Source organism: Marinomonas spartinae (assembly GCF_016461715.1).
In the GTDB taxonomy this organism is placed as follows: Bacteria; Pseudomonadota; Gammaproteobacteria; order Pseudomonadales; family Marinomonadaceae; genus Marinomonas; species Marinomonas spartinae_A.
On record NZ_JAEMUI010000023.1, the window covers coordinates 1 to 19027 of the forward strand.

Annotated in this window: 15 protein-coding genes and 4 tRNA genes; 5 read left to right on the plus strand and 14 right to left on the minus strand. The window is 45.1% G+C overall.

Annotated features, from left to right (window positions below):
* Positions 1–122: 122 nt before the first annotated feature.
* Genes JHD45_RS18070 through JHD45_RS18080 form a run of 3 tightly spaced genes read right to left on the minus strand, consistent with a single transcriptional unit; the run spans position 123 to position 3486 of the window.
* Positions 123–1295 (minus strand): sodium ion-translocating decarboxylase subunit beta, encoded by a 1173-nt coding sequence (locus tag JHD45_RS18070; RefSeq protein ID WP_199477902.1) that lies wholly within the window; start codon positions 1293–1295, stop codon positions 123–125.
* 32 nt (positions 1296–1327) lie between these two features.
* The gene (gene oadA, locus JHD45_RS18075; RefSeq protein WP_199477903.1) at positions 1328–3133 is read right to left on the minus strand and encodes a sodium-extruding oxaloacetate decarboxylase subunit alpha; all 1806 of its coding nucleotides are present in this window, start codon (positions 3131–3133) and stop codon (positions 1328–1330) included.
* 38 nt (positions 3134–3171) lie between these two features.
* Positions 3172–3486, minus strand: a complete 315-nt coding sequence (locus JHD45_RS18080) for an OadG family protein (RefSeq protein ID WP_233407921.1) — start codon at positions 3484–3486, stop codon at positions 3172–3174.
* Positions 3487–3672: 186 nt separating this feature from the next.
* Between JHD45_RS18080 and JHD45_RS18085 the strand changes: the two genes are divergently transcribed.
* A complete protein-coding gene (locus JHD45_RS18085) occupies positions 3673–4608 on the plus strand; it encodes a tRNA dihydrouridine synthase (protein WP_233407922.1) in 936 nt (311 codons plus the stop codon).
* 146 nt (positions 4609–4754) lie between these two features.
* Here JHD45_RS18085 and JHD45_RS18090 read toward each other — a convergent pair.
* The 9 genes from JHD45_RS18090 to JHD45_RS18130 form a co-directional block, all read right to left on the minus strand.
* Positions 4755–4831: transfer RNA gene (locus tag JHD45_RS18090), tRNA-Arg, on the minus strand.
* 79 nt (positions 4832–4910) lie between these two features.
* Positions 4911–4987: transfer RNA gene (locus JHD45_RS18095), tRNA-Arg, on the minus strand.
* A gap of 82 nt (positions 4988–5069) precedes the next feature.
* Positions 5070–5146: transfer RNA gene (locus JHD45_RS18100), tRNA-Arg, on the minus strand.
* Between the two features lie 65 nt (positions 5147–5211).
* Positions 5212–5301: transfer RNA gene (locus JHD45_RS18105), tRNA-Ser, on the minus strand.
* Positions 5302–5363: 62 nt separating this feature from the next.
* Positions 5364–5552 (minus strand): carbon storage regulator CsrA, encoded by a 189-nt coding sequence (gene csrA / locus JHD45_RS18110; RefSeq protein ID WP_199477905.1) that lies wholly within the window; start codon positions 5550–5552, stop codon positions 5364–5366.
* 173 nt (positions 5553–5725) lie between these two features.
* Positions 5726–6967 carry an aspartate kinase gene (locus JHD45_RS18115; protein ID WP_199477906.1) on the minus strand — a complete coding sequence of 414 codons (1242 nt, stop codon included), beginning with the start codon at positions 6965–6967 and terminating at the stop codon, positions 5726–5728.
* A gap of 46 nt (positions 6968–7013) precedes the next feature.
* Positions 7014–9632 (minus strand): alanine--tRNA ligase, encoded by a 2619-nt coding sequence (gene alaS / locus JHD45_RS18120; RefSeq protein WP_233407923.1) that lies wholly within the window; start codon positions 9630–9632, stop codon positions 7014–7016.
* A gap of 224 nt (positions 9633–9856) precedes the next feature.
* Positions 9857–10954, minus strand: a complete 1098-nt coding sequence (gene alr / locus JHD45_RS18125; protein ID WP_199477907.1) for an alanine racemase — start codon at positions 10952–10954, stop codon at positions 9857–9859.
* 12 nt (positions 10955–10966) lie between these two features.
* Positions 10967–12220: a D-amino acid dehydrogenase gene (locus tag JHD45_RS18130; protein ID WP_199477908.1), complete on the minus strand. Its 1254-nt coding sequence runs from the start codon at positions 12218–12220 to the stop codon at positions 10967–10969.
* Positions 12221–12486: 266 nt separating this feature from the next.
* On the opposite strand from JHD45_RS18130, the gene recX reads away from it, so the two are divergent.
* Together recX and JHD45_RS18140 are read left to right on the plus strand one after the other, a co-directional pair.
* Positions 12487–12939, plus strand: a complete 453-nt coding sequence (recX, locus tag JHD45_RS18135; RefSeq protein WP_199477909.1) for a recombination regulator RecX — start codon at positions 12487–12489, stop codon at positions 12937–12939.
* A gap of 129 nt (positions 12940–13068) precedes the next feature.
* The gene (locus JHD45_RS18140; protein WP_199477910.1) at positions 13069–13812 is read left to right on the plus strand and encodes an SDR family NAD(P)-dependent oxidoreductase; all 744 of its coding nucleotides are present in this window, start codon (positions 13069–13071) and stop codon (positions 13810–13812) included.
* A gap of 155 nt (positions 13813–13967) precedes the next feature.
* On the opposite strand, the gene recA is transcribed toward JHD45_RS18140, so the two are convergent.
* Together recA and JHD45_RS18150 are read right to left on the minus strand one after the other, a co-directional pair.
* On the minus strand, positions 13968–15062 hold the full coding sequence (gene recA, locus JHD45_RS18145; protein ID WP_199477911.1) for a recombinase RecA: 1095 nt from the start codon (positions 15060–15062) through the stop codon (positions 13968–13970).
* An 87-nt stretch (positions 15063–15149) separates the two neighbouring features.
* Positions 15150–15650: a CinA family protein gene (locus JHD45_RS18150; RefSeq protein WP_199477912.1), complete on the minus strand. Its 501-nt coding sequence runs from the start codon at positions 15648–15650 to the stop codon at positions 15150–15152.
* 78 nt (positions 15651–15728) lie between these two features.
* Here JHD45_RS18150 and mutS point away from each other — a divergent pair, with 78 nt between their 5' ends.
* Positions 15729–18374, plus strand: coding sequence for a DNA mismatch repair protein MutS (mutS, locus tag JHD45_RS18155; protein WP_199477913.1), 2646 nt, complete (start codon positions 15729–15731; stop codon positions 18372–18374).
* Positions 18375–18535: 161 nt separating this feature from the next.
* Positions 18536–18859, plus strand: coding sequence for a ferredoxin FdxA (gene fdxA, locus JHD45_RS18160; RefSeq protein WP_199477914.1), 324 nt, complete (start codon positions 18536–18538; stop codon positions 18857–18859).
* The last annotated feature ends 168 nt before the right edge of the window (positions 18860–19027 follow it).

A 19027-nucleotide genomic window follows, 5' to 3' on the forward strand; every position in this document is an offset into this window, starting at 1 on the left:
TTGTGTTTTGTCATCAAACTAACTTTTTGATAGAGAAAAAAACTCCAGAATTGGCTATTTATCAAACAAAAAAGACGCCGAAGCGCCTTTGCATTTTCTCTTATATTTTTCCCCTAATACATCTAGCTACCAACATAACTCAGCATCACCCCTGCGGCAACAGCAGAACCAATCACCCCTGCCACGTTTGGCCCCATGGCATGCATTAATAGAAAGTTATGTTTGTTTGCTTCTAAGCCGACTTTATTAGCTACACGAGCCGCCATTGGTACAGCGGATACTCCCGCTGCGCCAATTAGTGGATTAATAGGATGAGAAGACATTTTATTCATTAACTTCGCCATCAATACCCCCGACGCCGTCCCAATGGAAAAAGCAATCAGACCTAGACTTAAAATCCCTAAGGTTTCAATATTCAAGAAGGCTTCTGAACTCAGCTTTGAACCAACCCCCAAACCAAGGAAGATGGTAACAATATTGATCAATGCATTTTGTGCGGTATCACTCAATCTTTCTACAACCCCACACTCTCGCATCAAGTTACCGAAGCAGAACATACCCAACAAGGGAGCGGCCGAAGGCAAAAACATGGCCACCAGCAAAGTGACGACAATTGGAAAAATAATTTTTTCTTTTTTCGAAACAGGCCGTAGTTGCTCCATTTTAATAGAACGTTCTTCTTTACTGGTCAGCGCCCGCATAATAGGAGGCTGGATCAGAGGCACTAATGCCATATAAGAATAAGCTGCCACGGCAATAGCCCCAAGCAATTCTGGCGCTAAGCGACTCGCCACAAATATCGCAGTCGGCCCATCAGCACCACCTATAATACCAATCGCGGCAGCATCGGCTAAAGAAAAGTCCATTAAACCAGACGTCCCCAACAAAACAGCACCAATAACTGTCGCAAAAATCCCAAACTGAGCCGCCGCGCCAAGCAATAAGGTTTTAGGGTTAGCAAGCATAGGACCAAAGTCTGTCATGGCCCCGACTCCCATAAAAATAATCAAAGGAAATAATCCTGTTTCGATCCCCCCATGATAAATATAGTATTGCAATCCGCCTGGGGTTGTCATATGGCCTTGTGCATCATAAACAGGTGCGGCCATAAATCCCGCTCCCGGAATATTGACTAATACCGCCCCAATGCCGATGGGTAACAGCAATAAAGGCTCAAAGCCTTTTTTTATGGCCAAGTACACTAGCAGCAATCCAATGCAGATCATGACAAATTGACCAGGTTCTAATTGGTAAATACCTGTATCACGGTAAAGAGTCAGTAATTTATCTTCCATCGCCATCAATAACCTTCTGAATAAGGTGAATACTATAGAGCTAAGAGAGTTTGACCCACTTGAACGGAGTCACCCTCTTTGACATGAATAGACGCCACGACTCCAGATTGCGGAGCAGATATTTCCGTTTCCATTTTCATGGCTTCCAGAATCATAATGACGTCACCTTCTTCAACTTGTTGACCTACCGACACTAAAATTTTAAAAATATTGCCCGATAAAGGAGAAGGAACAGGCTCACCCGAGGCCGTAGCAGACGCTTTTGCTGTCTCTACAGGTTGAGAGTGTGGTTTAGGTTGGATAGCACCAATTTCCCCGCCTTCGGATACTTGAACAACAAATTGCTCACCTGATACCGTGACGGTATAGACACTTTCTCCCGATGGGGTGGCACTGGCTTGGACTTGAGTGCTGACATTCGATGTTTCTTCTCCCTTAGAAGCGGTCGAAGCAGGTTCAAAGGCACTTGGATTAAGACGATTTTCCAAAAACTTCAAGCCCACCTGAGGAAACAAGGCATAAGTCAACACATCATCAATTCGCTCATCCGACAATTGAAAACCCTTCTCCCTTGACAAAACCACTAATTCCTCTGTTAATTTGTCTATTTCAGGAGAAAGCAAATCAGCAGGACGACAGGTAATCGGCTCCGCACCATTTAGCACTTTTTCTTGCAGAGCTTTATTAAACGACGCGGGAGCAGCGCCATACTCCCCCTTTAACACCCCTGCGGTTTCTTTAGAGATGGACTTATAACGCTCACCTGTTAGCACATTCAACACTGCTTGAGTGCCGACTATTTGCGATGTTGGCGTTACCAATGGAATGAAGCCTAAGTCTTCACGCACTCTAGGGATTTCAGCCAACACGTCGTCAAATTTATCGGATGCACCCTGCTCTTTAAGCTGACTCTCCATATTGGTGAGCATACCACCTGGTACTTGTGCTATCAGAATACGAGAATCAGTGCCTCGTAGAGACCCTTCAAACGCCGCATATTTTTTACGAACGCCTCTAAAATAGGTCGCGATTTCCTCTAAACGCGCCAGATCTAACCCTGTGTCACGCTCGGTTCCTTGCAATGCGGCGACAACCGCCTCAGTTGAAGTGTGTCCATATGTCATTGACATAGAAGAAATAGCTGTATCAACACGATCTATACCCGCCTCGATAGCCTTTAGAATGGTCATATCTGATAAGCCAGAGGTTGCATGAGCATGAAGCTGTACTTCTAAATCCGTTTGATCTTTCAACAAGCTCACTAATTCAAAAGCATCGTAGGGCGTCAAAATACCAGACATGTCTTTGATTGCGATGGAATCCGCCCCCATGTCTTCCAAGGTTTTCGCATAATCCACCCAATTTTGAGTGGAGTGCACTGGGCTTTTGGTGTATGAAATAGTACCTTGTGCGTGCTTGTTCTGCTGTTTAACCGCTTTAATGGTAGTTGCTAGGTTACGAGGGTCATTCATCGCATCAAAAATACGAAAAACATCCACCCCATTGGTCGCAGCACGCTCAACAAACTTTGTAACCACATCATCAGCATAATGTCGATAACCTAATAGATTCTGACCTCGCAGCAGCATTTGCTGTGGCGTTTTTGGCATAGCCTTTTTTAACTCGCGGATTCGGTCCCAAGGGTCCTCACCAAGATAACGAATACATGCATCAAATGTTGCCCCACCCCAAGATTCTAGCGACCAAAAACCAACTTGATCTAACGCCTCAGCAATGGGCAGCATATCGTCAATGCGCATACGCGTAGCAAATAGGGATTGATGGGCATCACGCAGAACAACATCGGTAATCCCGAGGGGGTGTTTTACTGCTGTCATATTTCAGCCTCTGACAATAATCATTAATAAAAGGTGAGTTATTTGTTTCTATGTTGATGAATGGCGGCGGTAATCGCTGCCACCACTTTTGAATCCATGGTCGAATGAGAACCCGCAACCTGCTTGGAGTCAGCTTGTTTAATAGCTGGCGACTCGATCTTTTCTGGTAATTCGGGAAAAAAGCGATGAATAATCGTTGACATAAAGCCTGTTGCATAAATCAATACAACTAGAAATAGGAAGACAAATCCCATTCCCAACACCATTAATCCCAAGCCATCCTCAAGTAATCCATTCATAGCATCAGAGCCCTTAACATAAGTGTCTTGTGTGTCTTCATTGATTGTGATCATATGCACCTTTCTCGGCTGCTTTTGATCAAATTGGTTATTTTTAACACAAGTCAGAACAGTTTTATATTTTTTAAACACAACAGTTTGACATATTTTGTGAACAATATTAAAAAATCGTCCTTATTTTTTGAAATAAAAAGACAAACTCAAGACATAATACTTGCCGTTGCCCCCATGGAAGGTGTCATGGATCATACAATGCGTCATTTGTTGTCAAAAATTGGCGGCATGGATTATTTAGTATCTGAGTTTGTACGTGTCACTCAATACCCCATTCCTACTTCTTCATTTAAGCGGCTGATACCTGAAAACGCGAATAATTCACAAACTTTTTTCCACCACCCTGTCCATACCCAGCTTTTAGGAAGCCATGCCGAATTAATGGCAGAAAGCGCCCTTAATGCGGTGAATGCTGGCGCATCGCATATTGATGTGAATTTTGGTTGCCCTGCGAAACGGGTCAATGGTCATGGTGGTGGGTCCGTATTACTGCAAGATCCGTCTATGCTTTATGACATTATGAATGCCATCCGCCTAGCCCTCCCGGAGCAGACACCTTTATCCGCAAAAATTCGTTTGGGATTTAATGATGAAGCATTACTCTTCGATAACGTTGCCGCCATTGAGGCCGCTGGAGTGGGAACTCTAACAATTCATGGGCGCACCAAAAAAGATGGCTACAAACCACCTGCACGCTGGGAAAAAATTGGCAAGATACAAGATAAAACGAACATGATCGTGGTCGCGAACGGTGACATTATCGACACAGAATCCCTACTGCGCTGCCAATCCATCACTGGCTGCCATCACTTTATGATTGGCCGAGGAGCACTTAATAACCCCTTCACCTTTCAGATAATACGAGATCAGATTAATGGCAAGACACCCCAAACCAATCTCAGCTCTCTCTCCACAATATTTCATGATTATGCTAAAGCGCTACAACAGCATTATGACAATGTAGCAACTTTGGGTCGATTAAAACAATGGTGCGGTCATCTCCGCTTTGGCTTTACGGATATAAGAGATAATTTGCAGCCACTTCGCCGCTGTCAAACAATAGACGAGCTAATACAGACCTTTAATAGCATCGCACAAGAGAAAGCATCACCTCTCGCTTAAGCTGAATACCATTCTTTAAGTAAATACGTGCAGTGCAACAATAAGCAGTTAAGAAAATAATGACAAGGATGTCATAAGAATGAATAGGTTTGATTAAAAACAGACCGAGAAAGAGAACTAGAAGAGAAATAAGATACCCTCAGTAATGGTGCATCCGAGAGGATTCGAACCTCTGACCGCTCGGTTCGTAGCCGAGTACTCTATCCAGCTGAGCTACGGATGCACAACAATAACTGATTGCCTTACGACACTGTTATCTTTAAAAAAGATGAGAGGGTAGTCTCTAAAAGAGATATTTGGAATGGTGCATCCGAGAGGATTCGAACCTCTGACCGCTCGGTTCGTAGCCGAGTACTCTATCCAGCTGAGCTACGGATGCACAACAATAATCCAATGATCTTTCGATCACTTAATATCTTTTACAAAAAGAGAGGATAGTCTCTAAAAGATACTATTTGAAATGGTGCATCCGAGAGGATTCGAACCTCTGACCGCTCGGTTCGTAGCCGAGTACTCTATCCAGCTGAGCTACGGATGCAAAATCTTCAAACTTTTCAATCACACTTTAGGTAACCAAGGATTGACCTAAATAGTGAACTTGAATGGCGGAGAGTGAGGGATTCGAACCCTCGATGAGTGTTAACCCATACACCCTTAGCAGGGGCGCGCCTTCAGCCACTCGGCCAACTCTCCGTAACAAGTGGTGCGCATTATATACGACACACCTGTCTTGTAAACCCTTTTTTTAAAAAAAATTACTCTTCAGTTTTTTCGTCATTCTGCTCTTTTTGAATGCGAAGATAAATCTCTTCACGGTGAACAGATACATCCTTTGGCGCATTAATACCAATACGCACCTGATTACCTTTAACACCTAATACGGTTACAGATACTTCGTCACCAACCATCAACGCTTCACCAACACGACGAGTAAGAATAAGCATAATATTTCTCCCTAGAATTCCTTTATTCAATAATCGCGAATTGCCCTACAGTTGTTGTAGGGCAATTCCTACAAAGAGAATTGTAACGCTAAGAGAAATAATTAGCCAACTCATTTTTGTGGTTATATTGTGACCAAGATGTCACTTTTTTGTGTCCATTGTGTGAGAAGGTGTTACTCCTCACTCACACCAGCAGCACTGTCACTCAATTTAAAGGCCGAATGCAAAGCTCGTACAGCCAACTCCATGTACTTCTCATCAATGATGACAGAAACCTTGATCTCAGATGTCGAAATGAGCTGAATATTAATAGACTCTTTAGCAAGGGCTCTAAACATGCTGCTGGCAACCCCTGCATGAGAACGCATACCGACGCCCACAATAGATACCTTGGCGATTTTCGCATCAGACATCACCATGCGAGCCCCTAGTTCACCTTCGATTCCCTTGAGAATAGACAAAGCTTTATCGTGATCATTACGATCTACCGTAAAGGTAAAATCCGTTGTGCCATCAGCAGAGACGTTTTGAACAATCATATCCACTTCAATGTTTGCATCACTGATAGGACCGAGAATACGTGCTGCAATACCTGGTGTATCTGGCACCCCTTTGAGGGTTAGTTTGGCCTCATTACGATTAAACGCAATGCCTGAAACAGCTGGCTGTTCCATGTTTTCATTCTCCTCTGTCGTAATCAACGTACCTTCACCTTCTACAAAACTTGATAGAACCCTTAACGGGACTTGGTATTTACCTGCGAACTCAACGGCGCGGATTTGCAACACCTTTGAGCCCAAGCTCGCCATTTCCAACATTTCTTCAAATGTGATTTTATCCATACGACGGGCACTGTCTACAACACGAGGATCGGTTGTGTAAACACCATCGACGTCGGTATAAATTTGGCACTCATCCGCCTTCAGAGCCGCCGCTAACGCAACACCAGTGGTGTCAGAACCGCCACGCCCAAGCGTTGTAATATTGCCTAGTTCATCAGCCCCTTGAAAACCCGCCACCACAATGACACGTCCAGCCTCTAAATCAGCTCTCATTGCGTCGGTATCAATTTTTTGAATACGCGCTTTGCCATGGGCGCTGTCAGTTGTAATACGCACCTGAGCGCCAGTATATGATCGAGCGTCCAAACCACGCTTCAATAGTGCCATCGATAACAACGCAATGGTTACCTGCTCACCAGTGGACAACAAGACATCCATTTCACGAGTATCGGGGGCCGATTGAATATTTTTTGCCAATTCAATCAATCGATTAGTTTCACCACTCATGGCGGAAACCACAACCACGATATCATCCCCCTGTCGCTTGTGCTTAAGCACTCGGTCTGCAACGGCTTCGATACGTTCAACCGTACCCACCGACGTACCGCCGTATTTTTGAACTAACAACGCCATAGCTTTCTTCTACTCACAAAAAATGCTCAAAGATGAGCGAATCGATTTAAACGCGTTCAGCAACCCAATCGGGTACCGCCGCCAATGCTTCTACCAACCCAGCTGGGTTGTTACCGCCAGCTTGTGCCATATCGGGACGACCACCGCCTTTACCATCCACAAAAGGCGCGACCATTTTAATCAAATCCCCAGCTTTTATTTGTTTGGTTAGTTCTTTCGTCACACCTGCGATCAAACTGACCTTGCCATCATTCACCGCTGCCAATAAGACAACCGCTGATTCAAGTTTACTTTTTAGCTCATCTAGTAAATCACGTAACGCTTTAGGGTCACTTACTTCCACTTGAGCCACCAGCAACTTACCACCATTAATATCAACGGCCTGAGAAGCCAAATCCGCTCCAGCCAACGCCGCCATTTTCCCTTTCAGCACATCCAACTCTTTTTGTAAGGCACGCGCATGATCATTTAGTGCCACGACTTTATCCAGCGCAGAGTCTTTATTCCCTTTTACCAAGCTGGCAATGCTATTAAGGGCAGCTTCCGTTTGGCGTGTAGCATCAATCGCAGCCTTACCCGTTACCGCTTCAATACGACGAACTCCTGCCGCAATACCGTTTTCAAAAAGAATCTTGAACAAACCGATATCACCAGTACGTTTAACATGCGTACCACCACAAAGTTCAATGGAATAATCCGCCCCCATTGTCAATACACGTACTTGGCTATCGTATTTTTCACCAAACAACGCCATGGCACCTTTCGCTTTCGCCGCTTCGATATCCATGATCTCTGTTTCAACAGGTCGGTTCAAACGAATTTGTTCATTCACCATGTCTTCAATTTGCTCAATCTCTGCAGCTGTCACGCCTTCAAAATGAGAGAAGTCAAAACGTAAACGCTCAGAATCAACCAAAGAGCCTTTTTGCATGACATGGTCGCCTAGCACGCGTCTTAATGCTTCGTGCATTAAGTGCGTAGCTGAGTGATTCAATGTGGTTGCCATACGCAGAGACCGATCTACCTGGCCAGAAACCTCATCCCCTACAGCCAGACGACCTTCTTTTAGTTCACCATGGTGCAAATGGGCCTTGCCTTGTTTGGTCGTGTTAGTGACTTTAAAGGCACCCGCACCACGCAACCAACCTTGATCGCCTACCTGACCGCCGGATTCGCCATAGAAAGGTGTCGATTTCAATACCACTACGGCCGATTGACCTGCTTCGATTGCTTCGACAGCGTTACCATCAACAAGAATCATCTCAACTTCACACGCCCCTTCTAGGTAATCGTATCCAGTAAAGTTGGTCACTGACTCAAGGCGCACACCACCCGACATATCCATCGCAAAGTTGCTGGCTGATCGCGCGCGCGTACGTTGGGCTTCCATGGCTTCATCAAAACCCGCCACATCCATCTCAAGGCCGCTTTCTCGGGCAACATCTTGAGTTAAGTCGTATGGAAAGCCAAAGGTGTCATACAGTTTGAAGATAATGTCGCCAGGAATCACCGTTTGATCACCTAGGTTGGCAATCGCTTCTTCAAGAATTTTCATCCCTTGATCTAGGGTTTTTGCAAACTGCTCTTCTTCTTTCAATAAAATAGACGCGACACGATCTTTCAACTTGCGAAGCTCTGGATAAGCCTCACCCATTTCAATGTCTAATGCATCAACCAAGGTATAGAAGAATGCGCCTTTTTGCCCCAGCTTATTACCATGGCGAACGGCACGACGAATGATACGACGCAAAACATAGCCACGACCTTCGTTAGAAGGTACCACACCATCAACGATCATGAACGAACAAGAACGAATATGGTCAGCAATCACGCGCAGCGACTGAGAGGATAAATCGCTCGTTCCCACCGCTTTAGCAGACGCGGCGATTAAGTTTTGGAACAAATCGATTTCGTAGTTACTGTGGACACCTTGAAGAATCGCCGCGATACGCTCCAACCCCATCCCCGTATCAACAGAAGGTTTTGGCAACGGTGCCATTACCCCGTCTGCAGAGCGATTAAATTGCATGAAAACCACGTTCCAGATTTCGATGAAACGGTCACCGTCTTCTTCTGGAGAGCCTGGAGGCCCACCCCAAATATGCTCACCGTGATCATAGAAAACCTCTGTACAAGGTCCACAAGGTCCAGTGTCACCCATCGCCCAGAAATTATCGGACTGATAACGACCGCCTTTATTGTCGCCAATACGAATGATTTTCTCGGCTGGTAAACCGATATTTTTATGCCAAATATCGAAAGCTTCATCGTCCTCTGCATAAACAGTGACCAGCAACTTGTCTTTTGGCAGCTTCAAAACCTCTGTCAGAAACTCCCATGCATAGGCAATGGCTTCTTTTTTGAAATAATCACCAAAACTAAAGTTACCAAGCATTTCGAAGAAGGTATGGTGACGAGCTGTATAGCCTACGTTCTCCAAGTCATTGTGCTTGCCACCCGCACGAACACAGCGTTGTGAGGTTGTCGCTCGCTTATAAGGACGAATATCGTCCCCAAGAAAGACGTCTTTAAATTGAACCATACCGGCATTAGTAAACAGCAAAGTAGGGTCGTTTCCAGGAACCAAAGAGCTGGATTCAACAATCTGATGCTGCTTACTTTCGAAGAAGGATAAAAATGACTGGCGTAACTCAGAACTCTTCATAATTGGATGAGTCTCTATCTCTTAATTAGTTTGGCGAATTGAACTGCGCGAATGGCTTATAAAGATGCCAATTCTGTGCAATGAAAAGCACAAAATAGTACACGCAAAGGACAGGTATTTTCAAAAGAAACCGAGGGGATTTTAAGCTTATTTTGCACAAAACTTAAGCAAAAGTACGATTTCTCTTAGGAAACCGACTTTTGCCTATTATTTTTCGAGGAATATTAGGTATTTTCCTCACCAAAGCGGTAGCGATAATGAGGCCTTGCTGTCATACGTGTGACTAATTCATAGCCGATGGTACCAGCATAACGGGCAACGTCTTCCACAGGAACCTCGCCTCCCCAGAGAACGACCTCATCCCCCATTTGCGGCACACCACCTCCCTCGACACGCACGGTAATCATGTCCATAGACACCCGACCAGCCAAACAAGCCGAGCGACCATCGACCTGTAAAGGGGTGCCATTTTCAGCATGGCGTGGATAACCATCACCATAACCAGCGGCGACAGTAGCCAAAACATGATCTTCCGGCGCAACATATCCTAGCCCATAACCAACACGATCCCCTTTTTGTAAAGATCGGGTTGAAATAACTTTGGAAGATAAGGTCATGGCAGGGCGCAACCCAATCGAGCGACCACTAACCTCAGCAAACGGCGAAATACCGTACAGCATGATTCCAGGACGGATCCACCCCCCTTCAGGCACTTGCCACTTCATTATGGCCGCCGAGTTGGCAACACTGGCCTCTATCGGTTCACCTAAAATCTGACGAGTTTGCTCAAAGTAGGTCAGCTGATCCAGAGTGGCGGAATCGGCCAAATCGTCGGCACAAGCAAAGTGTGTCATCAATACGACTTCGCCCACTTGACCACTGTCTTTTAATGCCGCCACAAAAGACGGAGCCGTGTCTTTGTTCACTCCAAGACGATGCATGCCTGAGTCCAGTTTTAAGAACACTTTTTCTATACTGGCTTTGCTATGAGTCAATGCTTCTAGTTGCTGAGTATTTTCTAGAGCAGACCAAAAACCATGCTTTTCACAGAGATGCCATTCATCCCCTTCAAATACCCCTTCTAACAACAATATAGGCGATTTGATCCCTGCTTGTCGTAATGCCATCGCTTCTTCAATGGCCGCGACAGCAAAGGCATCCACCTCATCATCTAAGTATCGAGACACTTCAATTGCGCCATGCCCATAGGCATTGCTTTTTACCACAGCAAACGCCTTACAAGTCGGCTGTAACTTTTTCGCATAACGATAATTATAGAGAATGGCCTCTAAATCAATCGTTGCGGTGAGCGGCCTGGCCATGTTTACCCCTTATTACTGATAACGTTGAACAGAAAGGTCTTGAGAGTCGATCTCAGTTCGATCACCCGACATAATGTCAGCAATAACGGCAGCGGAACCACAACTCATCGTCCAACCAAGGGTACCGTGACCTGTGTTCAAATACAGTCCATCGACGCCACTGCGCCCAACCACTGGCGTACCATCTGGTGTCATTGGACGAAGCCCCGTCCAATAATCTGCTTGCGATAAGTCGCAACCTTGATTAAACAAATCTTTTACGACGTGCGTAATGGTTTCGGTGCGCACTTTTGGCAAATCTAAATTATACCCATTAAGCTCTGCTGTCCCAGCGGCGCGAATACGCCCCCCTAAGCGCGTCACTGCCACTTTATAGGTTTCATCCATCACTGTTGATGTTGGTGCAAACTGAGCATCAGTAATGGGCACCGTTAAGGAATAGCCTTTTACTGGATACACAGGAATGGAAATATCAATCGCTTGCAGCAGTTCTTTAGAGAAACTTCCCATGCAAACCAAGACATTATCTACTTCAAGATCACCTTGACTGGTTTTAACCGCGCGAATTTTACCACCTTCTACTACCAAACGCTCAATGCCTGTGTTGAATTTAAAGGTTACCCCCAATTCATCACAATGTTTTTTCAATTCCTGACAAAAAATAAAGCAGTCACCTGTTTCATCACCAACAAGACGTAATCCGCCTTTAAATTTATCAATGACTGGTGCCAATCCTGGCTCTACTTCTAAGATTTGCTTCGGTGTTAATACTTGATGCGGTACATTCAGTGCTTTAAGTACTTTGATGTCTTTTGCAGACGCTTCAACTTGCTCATCCTTACGGAATAGTTGAGTCAAACCACCTTGGCCATCATCGTACTGAATACCGATTTCTTTACGCATCGCAATAAACTGGTCTCGGCTGTATTCCGCCAACGCCACCATACGAGACTTGTTCACGTCGTAAGCTTTTTCAGTACAATTGGCAAGCATCTTACCCATCCAGACGACTTTTTTTAGTTCTGGTTCAGCACTGACTTTTAATGGCGCATGTTTTTGCATCAACCATTTAATCGCTTTGAGCGGAATACCTGGTGCTGCCCACGGCGCAGAGTAACCAGGCGAGATTTGCCCAGCGTTGGCAAAGCTGGTTTCTAAGGCAACCCCTTCCTGACGATCAACCACCGTCACTTCAAAGCCTTTTTTCGCCAAATAATACGCCGACGTTAAACCAACAACACCCGCACCTAATACACAAACACGCATAGACACCACCTAGAAATACATAAAGTTATTTTGCCCATTCTCACACAGCAAAAGCAGTTTTATCATCTTATTTTTTAATAAAATATAGTTATTTATTCCTTAAAAAACCATATTTAAAGTTTATTCCATATGAAAATTATCGTATTGCTTTTGAGCTTCATCTAACCCGTTTTTAAAACGGTCTTTAAGGTGACTTCAACCAATGTTCCATATTTCTATCAACCTAAAAATGCTATGATGAAGAAAGTCCGTAGTAGAGATGCCTTATGATGAAACCTAGCCTATCCACCATGGATCATGCCTTAACGATTTTGGCAAGTCGCGACCATTCCACCAAAGAAATGGCTCACAAATTGAAAGTTAAAGGCCATGAGGGCGAGCAGGTCGCGCAAACTATCGCTTCGCTTTTAGAAATGAATTACCTAAATGATCAGCGCTTTGCAGAATCCTATGTGAGAAGCCGAATCAATAAGCCATTAGGACCACAGCGCATCAGACAAGAATTAAAACAAAAAGGCATCACCGATGAGGTGATCGAACGAACCTTCGAAGAAAGTGATGCGGACTGGTTTGCATTAGCCAAAGAACTTAAAGTTAGAAAGTTTGGCTCTGAAGGCACACGAGATTTTAAAGAGAAGGCCAAACAAACCCGTTATTTACAGTATCGAGGGTTTGAATTTGACCAGATTAAGTATGCCTTAGAGCCCGACTCACGCTGACAAAAGAGTGGTTCAGGAAACGCCATATTGGCTTAATAACCAGCCACTCAAAACACAATCAAAAAGCATTGACTGAAAATATTTTGATCCCCTATGATGAATTCCTACTAAGGTTCTAATGAGCATAAGATGAAAGAAATCAAAACATTGTTGCTAACCGGAGCGAGTCGCGGCATAGGCCATGCGACAGTCAAACACTTTAATGCCGCAGGATGGCGTGTTATCACAGCCTCTCGCCAAGAATGGAGCAATGATGGGGAATGCCCTTGGTCTGAAGGCGAAGACAATCATATCGATCTGGATTTATCGGATATAAACGGCATTGAACAGGCCATCACGGCCATTAGAGCCAAACTGCCAAATGGAAAACTTCATGCATTAGTCAATAATGCGGCGATTTCACCAAAAGGACCAGATGGTAGTCGTATTGGTGTATTGGATACCGATTACGCCACTTGGCTCAATGTTTTTAATGTGAACCTTTTCTCCACCGCCTTACTCGCTAAAGGACTATTTGAAGAACTTCGCCAATCTCAAGGCTGCATTCTCAATGTAACGTCTATTGTTGGCACGCGAGTTCATCCATTTGCTGGCGCCGCATACGCCTGCTCTAAAGCAGCACTATCGGCACTGACTAGAGAACTTGCTGCAGAGTTTGGACCGCATGGTATTCGAGTCAATTCCATTGCACCAGGGGAAATCGCCACCTCGATACTGTCTCCGGGCACGGATGTATTAGTCGAGAACGAAGTGCCCATGAAACGCCTTGGTAAACCAGAAGAGGTTGCCTCTTTGATCTACTTCCTTTGTTCTAATGGTGCCTCCTACATTAATGGTACAGAAGTACAGGTTAATGGCGGTCAACACGTTTAGACGCCTACTAAGCACTAAACCTTATTCTTCTCAAAGCCCCATTCTTCACAAAGCACCTAAGCATCAGATCTTTAAAACGAAAAAAGCAGACCTAAGGTCTGCTTTTTTCGAAAACATCTATTTGCCCGAAAGTATCGGGTCACTGCATAGCTAAATCAAAAAGCCAACTCGTCAGTTGCTTGGTCTTCAGGTTTATCTGACTTATCAGCTTTTTCAGCAGCCTTGGCCGCCTTTGCTGCTTCAATTTTTTCTTTACTTGGTAATAGATCTTCACGCACTTTCGCTTCGATCTCTTGGGCAATTTCAGGATTATCTGCTAAGAACTGCGCGGCATTCGCCTTACCCTGTCCAATTTTGTTGCCATTGTAGGCGTACCAAGCACCAGACTTATCAACAATGTTCTGTTTGACGCCTAGATCAATAATCTCGCCCATGCGGTAAATTCCTGCACCGTAGTGAATTTGGAATTCTGCTTGTTTAAACGGAGGCGCTACTTTATTTTTCACGACTTTCACACGGGTTTCGTTACCAATAACTTCATCCCCCTGCTTAACCGAACCTATGCGACGAATATCCAAACGTACAGAAGAGTAGAATTTCAGCGCATTACCGCCGGTTGTGGTTTCAGGTGAACCGAACATCACACCGATTTTCATACGAATTTGGTTAATAAAAATCACCAAACAGTTGGCGTGCTTAATAGAACCGGTGAGTTTACGCATTGCTTGAGACAACAAACGCGCTTGCACACCAACAGAAGAGTCGCCCATTTCTCCTTCGATTTCAGACTTAGGTACCAACGCGGCAACCGAGTCAACAATGATGACATCTACACTGTTTGAACGAACCAACATGTCTACAATTTCCAGAGCCTGTTCACCAGTATCCGGTTGCGATACCAACAACTCTGCAATATCGACGCCCAATTTCTCAGCGTATTGAGGATCAAGTGCGTGCTCCGCGTCCACGAAAGCACAGGTTTTACCTTGCTTTTGCGCTTCTGCGATGACACTTAGCGTCAGAGTTGTTTTACCTGAAGATTCAGGTCCATAGATTTCACAAATACGACCATACGGTAAACCACCCGCGCCCAATGCAATGTCTAGACCCAAAGAGCCTGTTGAAACCGTATCAATGTCCAGTTTCGCACCTTCCCCCATTTTCATGATGGCGCCTTTACCAAACTGGCGTTCAATTTGCGACAGTGCTGCGTCGAGTGCTTTTTTCTTGTTGTCTACCGTAGATGACATAGTAAAACCCTTGTGAATGTTTTCGTTGGGAGTAACTTTATCGTGTTTTATCACCAATCTCAAGAAATACTGTATATAAAAACAGTATTATTTTTCAACCGCAGTCAGCTGCTCAATAAGCCCATCAAATGCGGCTAATACCGTGGCTTCACGAATGGCTTCTCGGTCACCTGCAAATTGAAAGCGCTGCACTTGTGGCGATTTCCCTTTCACCTGCCAACCAATATAGACACATCCCACCGGTTTGTCTTGGGTCCCTCCGCTAGGACCTGCGACCCCACTGACGGCAATGGCAACATCCCCACCCAGGCGTAACGCACCAGAGCACATTTGCTCAACGGTCTGCTCAGAAACCGCGCCATGGCTTTTAAGTGTATCGGGGGAGACGCCCAAACCACGTTCTTTGGCTTCGTTTGCGTAACTAATCACCCCACCAAAAAACCAAGCAGAGCTGCCAGATAAGTCGGTACATACGGCACCAATTAAGCCTCCCGTACACGACTCAGCCGTGACTAACTGCCATTTTTTCTTTAGTAATAACTGAGAAACACTCTCAGCGGCCAGCGTCATTTCCCGTTTAAAACTCATTGCCTTCTCACCTTAAATACTGCTGAAATTTCCCGTAGAATAGCGCTCTAATTTATGGATCACAATCGAGTCAGTCGCATGAGTAAAACGTCTATAGACAACCACACCCCCATGATGCGCCAATATTTTGGCTTAAAGTCCCAGCATCCGCATCAATTGCTGTTTTATCGTATGGGCGATTTTTACGAACTTTTTTACGACGACGCCAAACGTGCCGCTCAATTGCTCGATATTACTCTAACGGCACGAGGACACTCTGGTGGTCAACCGATTCCTATGGCAGGCATTCCATTTCACGCGGCTGAGAACTACATTGCACGCTTGGTCCGCATGGGAGAATCTGTCGTTGTCGCCGAGCAAGTCGGTGATCCAGCGACCAGTAAAGGCCCCGTTGAGCGTCAGATTGCTCGCATCGTGACCCCTGGCACAATTAGTGACGAAGCCTATTTAGAAGAAAAGCGCGAAAATTTACTGTTATCTCTCGCTTATCAGTCTCGAAAAGGCTTGGATGTATTTGGCTTTTCCTACCTCGATATGGCCAGTGGCCGCTTTTGTGTGTTTGAAGTCGATGGAATGGATGCCCTTAGCAGTGAGTTGCAACGTCTTACTCCCAGAGAGATTCTAATTTCTGAAGACTTCCCTGCACGGGATCGAGTCACCTTAGAAAAAGGGGTATCTGAGTTAGGCCCTTGGCACTTTGATTATGAATCCAGCTACCGCCAATTAATCCAACAGTTTAATACCAAAGACCTCTCAGGATTTGGTTGTGAATCCCTCACTGCTGCCATTGCGTCAGCAGGTGCTTTACTTCAATACGCCAAAGACACGCAGCGCAGTGCGCTCCCTCATATTCAATCCATTACCGTCGAACATAAAGATGACTCGGTGTTAATTGATGGAGCAACACGACGCAACCTAGAAATTGATGTGAATTTATCGGGTAGCACCAGCAATACACTTGTCAGTGTTTTGGATACTTGCGCCACACCAATGGGCAGTCGTCTGTTAAAACGTTGGTTACATACCCCCATTCGCGATATTAACGAAATCCAAGCCCGTCAAGATGTTGTAGCAGAGCTAAAAGACGAACGCCTCTATGATATATTAGACACCCCATTGAAAAAAGTCGGTGATTTAGAACGTATCTTGTCTCGCGTGGCACTTCGTTCAGCCAGACCTCGCGATTTATTGCGCCTTCGTTTTGCCTTGGAGGCCATCCCTGAGATCAATCAAATATTAGCCACCACGCAAACATCTCGCCTACAAGATTTGAATGGGCGCATGATTGCTCAACCGGAGTTAACAGAAACATTAGCCACCGCCTTGGTGGAAAATCCACCATCGGTTGTTCGCGATGGTGGCATCTTTGCGAAAGGCTATGACACTGAACTGGATGAATTACTGTCTCTGTCCACAAATGCCACCGATTATTTGGCGGAGATGGAACGCAGTGAGAAAGAACGCACTGGGATTAGCTCACTTAAAGTCGGCTTTAATCGCGTTCATGGATATTATATCGAAATTAGCCGTTTGCATTCTGATCAAGCACCAGCAGAATATGTTCGTCGACAAACCCTTAAAAATGCTGAGCGCTTTATTACGCCGGAACTCAAAGCATTTGAAGACAAAGCGTTAAGCGCTAAATCCAAAGCCCTTGCTCGAGAGAAAGAGCTGTATGAATTATTACTGGATCGACTAAACCAGCTTCTGAGAGAATTACAAACCACCAGCCAAGCGGTAGCACAACTCGACGTCCTTAATACGTTCGCAGAACGGGCCGATGCGCTGATGTTCACGCGACCAGAACTACACAACCGTGGCGGCATTCAAATCCAAGGAGGACGTCACCCTGTGGTCGAGTCGGTGATTTCCGACCCCTTCATTCCGAACGATTTAGACATGCACGACAAGCGCTCTTTGTTGATGATCACAGGCCCCAATATGGGGGGTAAATCGACCTATATGCGACAAATTGCGCTCATCGCTCTGCTAGCCCATACGGGCTGTTTCGTTCCCGCTGAAGCTGCCTCTATTTCGGTGGTCGATCGTATATTTACACGCATGGGCTCCTCCGATGACCTAGCCGGTGGACGCTCTACCTTCATGGTGGAAATGACAGAAACGGCCAATATTTTGAACAACGCCACCCAACAAAGCTTGGTCTTAATGGACGAAGTCGGACGTGGGACAAGTACCTTTGACGGCTTGTCTCTTGCTTGGGCTGCTGTGGACTATCTTGCCAATCATCTTAAGTGCTATGTTTTATTTGCCACCCATTATTTCGAACTCACCACATTAGCAGATCAATTAGACAATGCCGCCAACGTGCATTTGACTGCCACCGAATACGACGACGAAATCGTCTTCTTGCATAAAGTCCATCCTGGGCCCGCTAGTCAGTCTTATGGCTTGCAAGTCGCACAGTTGGCTGGCGTTCCGCGTAATGTTATTAGCCATGCCAAACATAAACTGGCGGAATTAGAAGTGGTGACTGGCATTGAACTTGACGACCCTGTCACGTTAAAAGCCGCCAAAAAACCAACGCCTGACCCAATAGCGGGGAAAAAGAAGCAAAAACATGCCTCTTACGTACCACAACAACCGGACTTGTTCGAACTGGCAGATCACAATGCATTGAAAGAGGCCTTAGAAGCATTAGATCTAGACAATATGACACCACTCCAAGCTATAAATGCTTTACATGAGTTAAAAAACAACCTTTAACGTTAAAACTAAAATGCATAAAAATAGGCAACATGCGTCATAAGACGCATAAGCTAATACCAGATAAATTTATTACTAAGACGATTGTTGCTTGCCCGCTGGCGGTTTATACCTCTAAAATATGCGCAATCAAATTTTATAAGCTTGTAAGGAGAGGTCGGATGGCTTTCATCGTTACCGATAACTGCATTCGCTGCAAATATACTGACTGTGTAGAAGTTTGCCCTGTTGACTGTTTCTATGAAGGTCCTAACTTTTTGGTGATCAACCCAGACGAATGTATCGACTGTGCCCTATGTGAGCCAGAATGCCCTGCTAACGCCATTTTCTCTGAAGATGAATTGCCAGAAAATCAAGAAGTGTTTGTTGAACTAAACCAAGACTTGTCACAAATCTGGCCTAATATCACAGAGAAAAAAGAAGCTTTGCCCGATGCCGCAGAATGGGACGGTGTTGAAGACAAATTAGAACATTTAGAGCGTTAATACTTAACTCTTTACCCTTACCAACGCAAGCAATGACAACGTAGGAGAGTAACAGGGTAAGGTAGCGATAAAGTTAAGAAAAAAAGCGGCTTCGGTCGCTTTTTTTTGCATGACACATCAAACAACACTCACAAGCTTGTAAGACTGGATGAAAGGGAAAGCTTGTAT

Coding starts and splice junctions, on each gene's coding strand:
- JHD45_RS18080 (WP_233407921.1), bottom strand. CDS start 3,486: ATGATCACAATCAATGAAGACACACAAGACACTTATGTTAAGGGCTCT.
- alr (WP_199477907.1), bottom strand. CDS start 10,954: ATGGCCAGGCCGCTCACCGCAACGATTGATTTAGAGGCCATTCTCTAT.
- fdxA (WP_199477914.1), top strand. CDS start 18,536: ATGGCTTTCATCGTTACCGATAACTGCATTCGCTGCAAATATACTGAC.
- JHD45_RS18070 (WP_199477902.1), bottom strand. CDS start 1,295: ATGGAAGATAAATTACTGACTCTTTACCGTGATACAGGTATTTACCAA.
- csrA (WP_199477905.1), bottom strand. CDS start 5,552: ATGCTTATTCTTACTCGTCGTGTTGGTGAAGCGTTGATGGTTGGTGAC.
- alaS (WP_233407923.1), bottom strand. CDS start 9,632: ATGAAGAGTTCTGAGTTACGCCAGTCATTTTTATCCTTCTTCGAAAGT.
- recX (WP_199477909.1), top strand. CDS start 12,487: ATGATGAAACCTAGCCTATCCACCATGGATCATGCCTTAACGATTTTG.
- mutS (WP_199477913.1), top strand. CDS start 15,729: ATGAGTAAAACGTCTATAGACAACCACACCCCCATGATGCGCCAATAT.
- JHD45_RS18140 (WP_199477910.1), top strand. CDS start 13,069: ATGAAAGAAATCAAAACATTGTTGCTAACCGGAGCGAGTCGCGGCATA.
- JHD45_RS18085 (WP_233407922.1), top strand. CDS start 3,673: ATGGATCATACAATGCGTCATTTGTTGTCAAAAATTGGCGGCATGGAT.
- JHD45_RS18115 (WP_199477906.1), bottom strand. CDS start 6,967: ATGGCGTTGTTAGTTCAAAAATACGGCGGTACGTCGGTGGGTACGGTT.
- JHD45_RS18150 (WP_199477912.1), bottom strand. CDS start 15,650: ATGAGTTTTAAACGGGAAATGACGCTGGCCGCTGAGAGTGTTTCTCAG.
- oadA (WP_199477903.1), bottom strand. CDS start 3,133: ATGACAGCAGTAAAACACCCCCTCGGGATTACCGATGTTGTTCTGCGT.
- JHD45_RS18130 (WP_199477908.1), bottom strand. CDS start 12,220: ATGCGTGTTTGTGTATTAGGTGCGGGTGTTGTTGGTTTAACGTCGGCG.
- recA (WP_199477911.1), bottom strand. CDS start 15,062: ATGTCATCTACGGTAGACAACAAGAAAAAAGCACTCGACGCAGCACTG.